At 64.5% G+C, this 11,599-nt stretch carries 8 protein-coding genes and 1 pseudogene; 5 read left to right on the forward strand and 4 right to left on the reverse strand.

Going from position 1 to position 11,599, the window contains the following annotated elements; translation table 11 throughout:
- A pseudogene (locus ACIPY5_RS00005) lies at positions 1 to 754 on the reverse strand (hypothetical protein); the annotation flags it as partial.
- Between the two features lie 1,116 nt (positions 755 to 1,870).
- Here ACIPY5_RS00005 and ACIPY5_RS00010 point away from each other — a divergent pair.
- Together ACIPY5_RS00010 and ACIPY5_RS00015 are read left to right on the forward strand one after the other, a co-directional pair.
- Positions 1,871 to 2,605 (forward strand): helix-turn-helix domain-containing protein, encoded by a 735-nt coding sequence (locus tag ACIPY5_RS00010; protein ID WP_400965188.1) that lies wholly within the window; start codon positions 1,871 to 1,873, stop codon positions 2,603 to 2,605.
- A gap of 142 nt (positions 2,606 to 2,747) precedes the next feature.
- A complete protein-coding gene (locus ACIPY5_RS00015) occupies positions 2,748 to 3,344 on the forward strand; it encodes a hypothetical protein (protein WP_400965191.1) in 597 nt (198 codons plus the stop codon).
- Positions 3,345 to 4,297: 953 nt separating this feature from the next.
- On the opposite strand, the gene ACIPY5_RS00020 is transcribed toward ACIPY5_RS00015, so the two are convergent.
- Positions 4,298 to 4,831, reverse strand: coding sequence for an AAA family ATPase (locus ACIPY5_RS00020; RefSeq protein ID WP_400965193.1), 534 nt, complete (start codon positions 4,829 to 4,831; stop codon positions 4,298 to 4,300).
- Positions 4,832 to 5,630: 799 nt separating this feature from the next.
- Positions 5,631 to 7,016 carry an NAD(P)/FAD-dependent oxidoreductase gene (locus ACIPY5_RS00025; RefSeq protein ID WP_400965197.1) on the reverse strand — a complete coding sequence of 462 codons (1,386 nt, stop codon included), beginning with the start codon at positions 7,014 to 7,016 and terminating at the stop codon, positions 5,631 to 5,633.
- A 1,291-nt stretch (positions 7,017 to 8,307) separates the two neighbouring features.
- Here ACIPY5_RS00025 and ACIPY5_RS00030 point away from each other — a divergent pair.
- Genes ACIPY5_RS00030 through ACIPY5_RS00040 form a run of 3 tightly spaced genes read left to right on the forward strand, consistent with a single transcriptional unit; the run spans position 8,308 to position 10,446 of the window.
- Entirely contained in the window at positions 8,308 to 8,850 is a 543-nt protein-coding gene (locus ACIPY5_RS00030) for a hypothetical protein (RefSeq protein WP_400968401.1), read from the forward strand.
- A 4-nt stretch (positions 8,851 to 8,854) separates the two neighbouring features.
- Positions 8,855 to 9,478, forward strand: a complete 624-nt coding sequence (locus ACIPY5_RS00035) for a TetR/AcrR family transcriptional regulator (protein WP_400965200.1) — start codon at positions 8,855 to 8,857, stop codon at positions 9,476 to 9,478.
- Positions 9,475 to 10,446 carry a phosphotransferase family protein gene (locus tag ACIPY5_RS00040; protein WP_400965203.1) on the forward strand — a complete coding sequence of 324 codons (972 nt, stop codon included), beginning with the start codon at positions 9,475 to 9,477 and terminating at the stop codon, positions 10,444 to 10,446. The genes ACIPY5_RS00035 and ACIPY5_RS00040 overlap by 4 nt, the downstream gene beginning before the upstream one ends.
- Positions 10,447 to 10,869: 423 nt before the next feature.
- Here ACIPY5_RS00040 and ACIPY5_RS00045 read toward each other — a convergent pair whose 3' ends face one another.
- Positions 10,870 to 11,589, reverse strand: coding sequence for a GntR family transcriptional regulator (locus tag ACIPY5_RS00045; protein WP_400965206.1), 720 nt, complete (start codon positions 11,587 to 11,589; stop codon positions 10,870 to 10,872).
- Between the last annotated feature and the right edge of the window lie 10 nt (positions 11,590 to 11,599).

Here is an 11,599-nt window from a genome sequence, read left to right on the forward strand (position 1 = left end):
CGAAGAGCCGCAGATTGTCGTAGGCGAAGTCGTTGCCCTGGCCACTGACGGTCAGGTTGCGTGCGATGTACTGCGCAGCACCGGCCTGCGACGCGCTCGGCATGAATCCGTCGCTCGTCCTCGTGCCGACCTGCGGCGCGTCGGACGTGGCTCCCGCGCAGACCACGGCCGGGGTCGGGTCCATGATGACCTCGCCGCCGGCGGTCTCCAGACCGAACTGGATCGCCGAGTGTGTCGCACCGATCACGCAGTTGACCTCGGCGAGGTCGATACTCGAGACGTAGAAGCGGTTCTCCTTGAGGGTGACGCCCGACTTCTGCGATTCCACCAGCAGCGTCGCGCCCGGCGTCGAGGGGTGCCCCTGGTGCGTGTAGGCGGTCACGGCGTGGTTGGTCGCCCCGCCGAGGGCGTCAGCCAGTGCGCGGACGTTCTCCCGGGGATTCCCCCCACCCGTGCACTGGTCGTCGGCGAAGGTGCTGGTGCTCATCACCAGGATCCCGTTGCAGGCCGATGCCATCAGCCACTGCGCGTCGGCCGTGTAGGTCGTGCCGCTGGTTCCCGCGTAGGACGCGAGCGGGCCGGCGGCGGTCTGCTGCTGGTTCTCGAACGTCTCCTCGAACATGAGAGTCGGGGCCTTCGCGGCACCTGGCGCCGGGTTCGGCGCCGCGACGGCCATCGCCGGGGTCGCAAGCGCCGCGATCACGGCGATCACCCCCGCGACGGCAAGCTGCTGCAGAGTTCTCTTGTTCTTCATGATTCCCCTTCGGGCTAGTGATGTTGACGGCACCTCACCGCAACAGAACGAGCACTTTCAAATTGAAGGAGTGCAGCGCCCGGACCAAGTGACGCCGCCCTCGCCACTAGTCGGATTGCAGCAGCTCACCTGCGGACCGCAACCGGTCCGCAGGTGAGCCGTCTCGGAGAGCTGCCGAAGGGGAAGTTTCACAGCCTCACCCACTAATGAGCCGAACCATCGAGTCAAGTGACGCGAGACGGATCTCTCGCACCATGCGGCACGCGGGTCGATCCGGGGCGGTGGGGACAAGGCAGTTCGCGCAGCCGCCCGCTGCCGGACGCTGCCGGGTCGGAGACCGGTAGCTCAACATCCTGCAAACTTTTCGCGCGACTGCCATCAGGTCTTGGTGCAATGGCACCGAGGGCCTTGGCAATCGAGCAGGTACAACTCACTCGCTGGCGCCCTTGCAAGCATCAGCGATTGACGGTTGCGGGCTCTGCGTTTGTGCGGCGGTAACAGGAGCGCCATCGATCCGCCGACTCCGCGAGATGCGGAGTGGGTTCTAGTGTGCAGTGTCTTGCTATTGACTGGGCTGCGGGATCGTGTCGTCGTATGCTCCACCGAAGGAGAATCGCCACCACCGATCATGCCGGAACTGTTTCGATGGCGATCTGCCGAAAGGTCCTCTCGAACCTCCATAGCGTGAGTTCATCATTGCCCACGGCGTGTGGTGAGGACCAGAGTCCCTCGGGTGCCGCAAGTGTCCTCGGCTGCCCAGTCTTGGTCGCCATGCGGACAGTTGGCGGCGGTGCGAGCGTGAGGACCAGCTCGTGCGCGTCCACCGCTGCGACAATCATGCGGGGATGTCGCACCTGTGGACCATACCGGCTGGCATGCTGAGCGAGGAGCGGTCGAATCGGAGACGTTTCGTCACTTTTCGGTCCGGGCTGACTCACCTCCTTGTGTGGGGATGAACTGGGGAACCCGGCACCGGTATGCGGCCTCGGGGCGAGAAACAAGCGGTGGCGGTCGTTGAGCGGTTCGCTGAACACCCGCGCTCTCGGGGCGGTGATGGTCACGTTGTATGAGCATGCGAGCCGATCCGTCCGCTCGATTGCTGTCGGGCGGGGTCGCGTGGCGCTCGTCGTGAATCATGAGGGGCTCGTCGACGTGTCCCTTGAGGGGCGACGGATGGCTGTCCGCGAAGGGCAGGGGGTCGTGGTCACCGGACCATCGCTGGCGAGGGTCTCGGCAGCAGATGGGGCGCAGAGCGCAGTGATCGATACTCCGAGCGTGGCCCTGTCTGCAGCGCCGATTCCGCATCGATCGTTGCTGCTCATCGAAAGCCGTGGCGTGGTTCACCCTGTGAGCGCCTTCGTGCGGGCTCTCCTGATGAGAGGCCATGTTGTTCCTCACGACACTGTCACGCATCTGGAGTCTGCGCTGGTGGCGATGGCGGACGCGGCGATCACCTCGAGCGCAACCGAAAAGGTCGCAGCCTCGTCATCGCTGGACAGGGCGATGTCTGTCATAGAGAGGCGGTACACCGACGCTGCTCTGTCGGCACAGGCGATCGCTGATCACCTGAACGTCTCGTTGCGTCAGCTTGAGCGTGAGTTCACTGTGCTGGGCCGTACGATTCGGCAAGAGATCCGGCGCGTACGGGTGCTCAAGGCGTTGGCGCTTTTGCGAGATCCTGCGACAGCGGGTCTGAGCGTCACGTGTATAGCTGAGCAGGTCGGCTTCAGTAACGGGTCGAGCCTTGCGCGAGCGATGGCGGCGGAGGGGCTAGCTTCCCCGCGTCTGCACCGTGACGTGGGAGCCGGCAGCGGGCGCGCCGATAGTGATACCCGGCACGACGCGATCTGACACCGGAACTGCCAGAATCGGCCGCTTCGCCGAACAACGTTGACGGACTCGCGTTACATGGCTGAGACCACGACGCTGCCAGCGCCCCGGGCGGGCATTTCCGTGGCGTCCCGAATCTAAGGCATGAGGAAGAGCGAAGACAATGGCGGAGAGCACTTTCACCCGAGTTGTACCACGGCGCACGATTATTAAGGGCGCGGCATGGTCCGTGCCGGTGATCGCCGCCGCGGCCGCAGTACCGGCCTATGCGGCGTCAGGGGGACCGGCCGCGCAGGCGCATCTGTCCGCTCAGGTCGGCGGCTCGATCACCGCGGACGACAACGCCAAGACGGCCACCGGGACTCTCAACGGCGGCGTGGTGATCACGAACGTCAAGAGCGGCCCGTGGGACACCGGCGCGCTGACCGGGAAGTACATCGGATCCGGCCAATGGACGAGCTTCGTGATCACGAAGCCGGACGGCCAGCCGTTCGTGCAGGGCGAGACGCTCGTGGCCGGCGGCGTGACGTGGACCGTCACGCAGGTCGTGACGGACGCAGACGGCACGTGGGAGATCGACTTCGCGGGCCCCTCGCAGTCGGTCAGCGTCGACACCATCTTCTCCCTGCCCCCGGCCGTCTTCTCCGGCGCATGGACAGGCACCCCGACGACCAGGAACCCCGTCGCAGGCACCGTCTCGGTCGCTGCCGCCAACATCAACAACGGCGTGAGCGTCAGCGGCGCGGTCAGCCATCCCTGACGACGCCATCGACAGCGTCACCAGTTCGTGTTGCGGGCGGCCTATGCCCTATGAGTCCAGACGCATGGGGCATAGGCCGCCGCGGGATCACACTTCAGAATGGGTGACCCGGGCAGTGCAGCGAGGTTCAGGGCACTCTTCAGTATCCGACGTCGTCTTGCGGTCGGAACCCTCACTTGCTTAGGTGAGATGAACGAGGTTCTCCCGGCCCGGCTGTCTCCCCTGCAGTCCTCATGGCGGGGACACGGAGCCGGGATGTACCTGACCCAACCTGGGGGCTTCATGCGCGTCCGAGCCCCGTGGCTCTACCAGCAGCGTTCGCTGTCAGCGAGCCCTGCTGATTGCGGCTTCACGTTGATCCGGAGTGACCACGGTGAGGAATGGAGTTTCTACCCCGCGACTGGCACCGATCCAGGAGTCGCGTCGTGTTGAACTATCGCGCAACGCGTTCGAAAAGGGACCCAACGCGTTGATGCTTGCATTTCCTACGCGACTTCCGTTTTGGGGGTGAACCCAACCAGTATCGAATGATCGGCGCGGGCCGCGAAGGCAGCAAAGTAGTCCTTCTGCTGCGCCACCACTATCCGCGCCTGACAGCGACGCTGACAGCGGACTGCGAGCTTGGCCTTAGGTCAGTTTCGACAGTCCTACGTAGACGTGTTGCTACGAGTACATCGAACTCACCTAGAGCAGGTGGCGAAGGCCGAAACGACCCTCGATGTCTTGCCGAGGACCGGTCAGAACGAACGCCACCGTTCCCTAGCCTGGGCCATGGTGCGGCTATCCATTCGTTCCAGCCGGCGTGACCGGTAGAAGGATTCGGGTGGAAGCCCTCGTCGAGCTCTTCGCTGTGAGGTTCCTAGAAGGCGGATCGCCGTCTGTCCAGTGTCTCGGCAGACACGTCCCAGGCGCGGGATGGCTCATCGAATGCACTTGGGTGTTCGGCAAACTGATCAGTCGATGGACGCGCTGATCGAGCCAGCGATCTCTTCCGGTGAGCCGTTCGCATCGATCCAGATCGCGCTTGGGCGACTTGCCCGGAGGTTAGCCAGTGACTGGACGAATTGAAGGGCATCTGCAGGCCCGACGAGGCGGTTGTTGATCGCGTGCTCCGGGCGTGAAGGCGATTCGGAGCGACCTCTCAACCGGCGGGCAAGCTGGTCCCCATCGATGTCAAGGATGAACTCGTGGAACGAAGCTTGGCGACGTTCGGACGCGGCTTCGAGCGCTTCGATGAAGTCCGTGCGAGCGAGGTACTGTCCCAGGAACACGTCACCGCCTGATCGAAGCTGCTCGTCGACTAGAGCTAGCGCCAGGCGTCGGGCGTGGAGTCCAGAAGAAAACGAGTCATCCTCCCAGCCTCCGAGGGAGTGTTTGATCTGGTCGATGTCGAGAGCCATGGCCATCCGGGATTGCGCGCTCAGCATCTGCGCCACCGTCGACTTCCCCGATCCTGGAGCACCATTGATCAACACCACGCGAGCCACGTTCCCACTCTACGTACCTGGCGACGTGGATTCCCGCTGTGCTTCCCTCGATGCGGAAGCCGCCTGTGAGAGGTCGGAGCGCCCTCATCGACGCATCAATCAGCTTCCTTGCCAGGTTCCGAAGCGGCCCGGAAGGATCTGACCGGGCGCGCGCAGTACGCGAACAAGCCCATCGTCGACGCGAGCGTGACCGAGTTCACGACATCGGGCCAGTCATCTCGCGACGATCTCGAAGCTATTGCGTGGTTCCCCGTCATGATCCAGCCCTCATGTGCTCTCCTTTAATGCACGGTATCTCTCCCCGGCGAGGTTCCAGATCCTCACCAGGTCGATTCCCTTATGCCGTGCGCGCCACGGGGTTGGCGTGGTGCGGCCGGTCGAGATACCGGCCGCACCAAAACCTCGCTGGTCTGTTGTGGGATGCTGTGCTTCTGGATGATGTCGGGGGCGTCGTGGGTTGCTGATGACGGTCGGGGTGCTGCCGGCCCTGACCCTGACTGCAGGCGGACTCGTGGCGTGGCTGCTGTGGTCGTCGAGACGGTCCAACCGTGTCGAACTCGACTCGCACGGCCCAGTCTGGCCGTGGTGGCATCCGGATCACCCTGAGGACGTCGAGGCCGAGTGGTGCCGATGCGGACACCCAGGCACGCCTGACGAGTGCGTGGCTGCACGTGATCGCCGAATGATTGATAGTTGAGTTGGGTGGTCCGTTGCCTGGCGAATCGATGCCGTGTGGTGGCGCCCGTTGCTGCATTGACGACATTGGCCTGAGCTGCCAGGTTCGGTCGTGAACTTCGCGTCAGTGTCGCCCGGTGATGACGTCGGTGACCTGTGCGATCGGCGAGGTGGTCGGCCGCCCGCGGTCCTCGGACCGATCGGCCGCGCCGTATGCGGCGTAGAGCCCTCTCGTCGCGATCCACCGCAGCGGCTCGGGCTCCCACCGCCGCACGCGGTGGTTCACCCATGGGAGTCCGCTGATCTCGGTGTCCTCGCCCAGGATGATGTCCGCGATCGTGCGCCCGGCGAGGTTCGTGGACGTCACTCCGGTGCCGACGTACCCGCCGCCCCACGCGATCCCGGTGCGCTGATCCAGACCGACGGTCGCGGCCCAGTCCCGCGGGACGCCGAGCACTCCGGACCACACGTGATCGATCCGTGCCGCGGCCGTGGCGGGGAAGAAGCGGTGCAGGATCCCGGCGAGGGTGCGCACTGTCGTCAGCGGGGTGCGACCATCCGTGTCGGTCTTCGAGCCGTACCGGTACGGCACGCCGCGGCCCCCGATCGCGATCCGGTCATCCGCGGTGCGCTGGGCGTACATGTATACGTGTGCGAGATCTCCGAGCACCTCGCGGCCGCCCCAGCGCAGCTCGTCCCAGACCTCGCGCGGCAGCGGCTCCGTCGCGATGAGGGAGGAGTTCATGGGCAGCCACAGTCGATGCAGCCCGCGGAGGTTCGCCGTGAATCCCTCCGTCGCCCGGACGATGTGCTCCGCCACGACGGTGCCGTGATCGGTGCGCAGTCGGCGCGGGGTGATCTCGGCAACCGTCGTGCGCTCGTAGATCTCGACGCCGAGCCGCTCGACGGCCTCGGCGAGGCCCGCGACGAGCTTGGCCGGCTGGATCCGTGCGGCATGCGGATGCCAGACCGCTGCCCTGGTGCCGTGTACGGCGATCCTCTCGGTCGCCTCCGCCTTCTCGAGCAGGGCGAGATCGGTGTGCGCCCAGGTCTGCTCGGACGCGGCGAAGGCCCGGATCCGCGCCTCCTGTGCGGGAGTGCGGGCGACCCCGAACTCCCCGCCCTTCGTGATGTCGGCGTCGATGTCTTCCGAGGCGGCGACGCGGATCACCTCGTCGACGGTCTCGTTCATGGCCCGTTGGAACCGCTCCGCGGCGTCCCGTCCGTGCGTGGGCTCGTACTGCTCGCGCCCGCCCGTGATCGAGTTCGTCAGCCATCCGCCGTTGCGACCCGAGGCGCCGTATCCGGCATGCCGCTGCTCGATCACCGCGATCCGCAGCGCGGGTCGCGCCCGCTTCAGGTAGTAGGCCGTCCACAGGCCCGTGTACCCCGCGCCGACGATGGCGACATCGACGGTCAGGTCGCCGGGCAGCTCAGGGCGCGGCGCCGGCGCACCGATCTGCTGCCACCACCGTGACACGTTGCCGTTGATGAGTGAGCCGGCTGCCATGCTTTCCCTTCATCGGGGGAGCCAGTAGGAGCTCCGACGCATGGCGTGCGAACCTTCCATCCGGTGGTGGCCGCGGCGTGCTCGAAGAGAGCCGGCGAACATTGGCGTGAAAGCGACGGATGCCGGTTCCGACTTCCCTGTTCAGCGTGCCTTGCGGACGCTGGCGGAGTCAAGCGCGCAGCGCGGAGATGCCGTCGCTGACTTCGATCGCCACCGGCCTAGAAGCCCCCACGCCCGCATGGACGCTCCAGTTCGCGTCGGGCAGGTGGTGATGGTTGCGATGGGGGCTTCGATCCAGAAGCCGGAGTTGACTTGTCCGGACGAGGATGGCGTCGGCTTGGGGTTCGGCAGGGCTGCAAGGGTGAACGTGTAGCGGATGGTGACGGGGCTGTCGTTCTGGGGCAGGTAGGCGATGGTCTGGGCGACGTCGCCTCCCCATTGCAGGTCTCGGCTGTATCCGCTGGAAGGCATGCCTATGTCTCCGACGAACTCACTCGGAGGGGACTGCCCATCCCGCACCCGAGGGCAAGACCGTCGCACCAGTGGCGCATTTTCGGCGCCCGGAGCAGAAACCGATGTTGAGGGAACGGCTGTGGCTGCCGCGATGACGGGGACGGACCAGGCCGCGGCCTTCAGGATGATGGGCCGTTTGAGCTGTCGTTTGGACGCGGCAGTGGTGCTAGTTGGGGTGTGCACGTTCGTGGGTAGTCCTTGTCGGTGGATCGGGTCTTTTGGGCGGAGGGTGAGACGGCACGGTTGTCGGGCTGGCCCGGGTTGCGCAGGGCATCGGTGCGCCTTGCATTTTTGGGGACGGGAACGGACCTTGCGCAGGGCTACCAGGCTCATGAGCGAGCCCGCGACCAGATCGGGACAGCCCAGGATCAATCGTTCCGACATGTACGCGTTCGCATGGAGGAGGAAATCGCGAAACGCTCGGCTTGCTCCTCGGTCCGATGCCCCGCATGTGTCCGTCAGGAATTCGAGCGTGCCCGCCCACCATCGTTCGGCCTGGCTGGGGGATAGGGAGAGGATTCTCGCGCGACTTCAGGGGTATTTGCCGTCGGAGATCTGTTCCCGGGGGCGAGGATGTCGACTGTTCGCGTCAAGGATGCTCGCGACGATATCGACATGCGGCTAGTCGTCGATGGGCGCAGCCGAACCAGGTGCTGTTGTTCCGCCAGGTCGGCGCTGGATGTCGCGCGGGGTCACGGCTGGAGTGCTCGCAATGGGTGCCAGTGGGTCGGGTTTGTGAGTACACGTGTACTATCAAAACTATCTGATTGGAGAGCTCGTGATCCTTGGGTTGATCATCGCGTGTGAGGTTGCCTTCTGGGCGGCGATTCTGGGGGGTCTGTTCGCGCGTTACGTCGCCGGTCGGCCGCGTCTCGGGGTAGTCCTGCTGCTAGCGGCGCCGGCGGTGGATGTGATCTTGCTCGTGCTCGTTGCCGTGGATTTGCTTGGTGGTGGAACGGCATCGTGGCATCACGGGCTGGCGGCCCTGTACATCGGAATCTCTGTCGCGTACGGACACCGAATGATCGCCTGGGCTGATGCGAAGTTCGCGACGCGGTTTCGCGGCGCACCTCCGCGCCCGAAACTCACCGGTGTGGCGTATGCAGTCGCGTGTTGGAAGGATGCCGCTCGAACGTTGTTGGCGGTGGCGATCTCCGCGGCGATACTCGGTGGACTGATCGTCGTCGTTGGCAACGGCGCGAGAACCGAGGAGCTTCGAGGGTTCTTTCCGCTCCTGGGTGTCATCCTGACGATTGATGTGCTGTGGGCAGTCAGTTACACGATCTGGCCGAAGAAGTCTGTGAAAGCCGCGAACGGGTGATGTGATGCCTAGATTGATTGACCACGACGAACGCAACCGCGTCATCGCTGCGGCAGCAACGCGGGTGCTGGTTGAGAAGGGACTAGGTGCTCTTTCGGTACGAAACGTCGCCGCCGAAGCCGGTATCGCAGTTGCTTCACTCCGGCGTGCCTTCCCGTCGCAGGACCAGCTACGGCAGTTCACCCTGGATGCGATCCGCCAGGCGGTTGCTCGACGGATCAGTTCGTTGGAAGGGGAGGGAGTCCCTCTCGTCCTTGCGTTGCTTCGTGAGTTTCTTCCTCTCGATGAGACGCGTCGTGATGAGCTCGTGGCGCAGTTGCAGTTGGGGGGCTTGGCCCTCACGGACGGATCAATGCAGCAGGGGGCTATTGAGTTGAATCAGGAGGTGCGTGGTGTCTGTGTTGCAGCACTCAGTGAGCTCAAGCGTACGGGCGCCGCAGCGCCGACAATCGACGTCGATTTCGAGGTGGACAGACTTCATGCGCTGCTTGACGGCCTCGCGATTCACCTTCTTTGGGCGCAGGCATCAGATCCCGAGACCGTCGCACTAGGCATCCTTGATCGACACATACGCATGCTCTGTGCCAACGAAGACACTGGGTGCGTGCGCGTGGAGGAAGAGTCGTGAGTGCTGAGTCGAGGACCGTGGCCGTGATAGGTCAGGTGATTGCATCGTTGGGAAGTGTGAACGACGTGATGCCCCTAACGGGAGGCATGTTCGCTTCCACCTACCGTGTTGTGCTGGACTCCGGCGCAACAGTCGTTGTGAAACTGACGCGCGCGGATCCCTCAGGACTTTGTCAATATGAACGTGGAATCGCGCGCACGGAAGCTCAGACATATCGGATTCTCGCTCATCATGGGTTACCGGTTCCGGAGCTGCTCCACACCGACTTCTCGCAGAAGCTCGTCGCTGCCGATGTTGTGGTGACTCGTCATCTGGACGGCGAGCCCTGGAACGAACGGGCCATGGACGACGCGAGTGTGGCTCGAGCGAATCGGGGGCTGGGCGCGCTCATGTCGGAGCTGCACAGAATTCACCCCCCAGCGTTCGGGTACCCGGCTGTCGAGGCAAGCATGCAACGTTCTACCTGGCGGTCAGCGTTCCGTGCGATGGTTGACGGAATTTTGGCTGATGCTGATTCGGTTGGTGTGGTCATTCCAGCTGCCCGGGTGCGCGCCGCAATGTCTCGTTATGCTGACGCACTCGACCAGGTCATACGTCCGTCCCTGGTCCATGCTGACCTCTGGCCTGCGAACGTGTTCCTCGACGATCAGGATCGAATCGTGGGCCTCATCGACGCGGAGCGAACGATATGGGGTGACCCCTTGCTCGAGCTCGTCGGGGCTGACCAGTTCGGCCTCTGGGACGTTACCCCTGAGCTCCTCGCGGGGAACACTGCGGCAGGCGGATCGCTGGAGAGGGAGCTAGCGACAGCTGGCGGTGCTGTGAGATTCGCGCTGTATCGCCTCTACTACGCTCTCATTCTCGTTACCGAGATCGACGTGCGCGGCTACAGCGAGGATTGGGTGCCGCGACACCGTGCGTCTGCCCATGCGTTACTGGAAGCCGTTCTCGCGCGCCTCGGCGTCTGACATTCGGGGAGCACGCCATGATCCTCAGTGTGGTGCGAGCTCCCAAGCGCCCCAGGCGACACCGAGCAACGCGATCAGGGCGCCGGAGGCCTTAGCGATAACCCATGGCTCGCCAAACAACACGGCTGTAAGGTACCCAACCGCGGGTATGGCGGCCACTGCAAGCGCAGTCGTGCTCGCAGGCAGCGCCCAGCGCGACCGCCGGGGCGCCGGCGCGAAGAATCACGTCGCTACCGTACTCGCCGGGCGTCGGCATTTGGTGTCGAAGGCCCCGCAGCCCATTGACGCGTTCGAGAACGGGGCGTGAACCCTCTTCCTCAACGACGTGTCGGCCCGCCCGCCGCTGCTCGATCAGCGGAGCAGTGGAGACCCTCTGTATCTAGTCGGAACGCCAGACGAACTCGGTGCAGCGAAGGTGACCAGTCAGGGGCGCCGATACAGGTCTGCTTCGAACCGGTACGCGTCGCCCCGGTATCGGTTCACTCCGATGAGTACAGGGACACCATCGGCGGTGTAGGCGGTCTCCTCACCGATCAGGATCGGTGCGCCCGCCGACGTGCCCAGAAGCTTGGCCAGTGTTTGGTCCGCGACGGCAGCCATCACGGTGTACGCGCTGCGATGGATCGGGAGCCCACACATGTCTTGGAGTACCTCGTAGAGCGACACGTCTGTCAGGTTCGCGGTGCTGAGGGCTGGCGCTCGTTGCTCTGGTACGACGACGACATCGAAACAAACGGGTGTGCCGTCCATCCCTCGAAGCCTGTCGATCTGGATCACTGGTGACGTGGGTGCGATGCGCAGGCGTTCGGATTCGTCGAGCGACGACGGGCGGATCGCCTGATGGAGTACCTGGGCGGTCGGACGCAAACCGCGCGCGCGAGCCATTTCTGTAAAGGACTGCAGCGTGCTTGGCGGCTCGCCAATGACTTGCGCGGGCACGAACCACCCTCGCTGCGCTGAACGCACGATTCGTTGCTCGCCCTCGAGCTCGGCCAATGCTGCGCGGAGGGTTGCACGGCTGACATGGAACCGCGTCGACATGTCACGTTCGCCCGGAAGTCGGGAGCCAGGTGAATACATGCCAACGTCCAGCTCATGCGTCAGCTGTTGATACGCGTAAAGCGCGGCCTTAGCGAGGGTCACCGCGTCACGA

Origin of the sequence: Microbacterium sp. NPDC089698, assembly GCF_044749045.1 — a bacterium.
Classification (GTDB): Bacteria; Actinomycetota; Actinomycetes; order Actinomycetales; family Microbacteriaceae; genus Microbacterium.

Excerpts from the sequence above, each read along its gene's own strand:
- ACIPY5_RS00015 (WP_400965191.1), top strand. The coding sequence starts at position 2,748 with ATGGCGGAGAGCACTTTCACCCGAGTTGTACCACGGCGCACGATTATT.
- ACIPY5_RS00025 (WP_400965197.1), bottom strand. The coding sequence starts at position 7,016 with ATGGCAGCCGGCTCACTCATCAACGGCAACGTGTCACGGTGGTGGCAG.
- ACIPY5_RS00035 (WP_400965200.1), top strand. The coding sequence starts at position 8,855 with ATGCCTAGATTGATTGACCACGACGAACGCAACCGCGTCATCGCTGCG.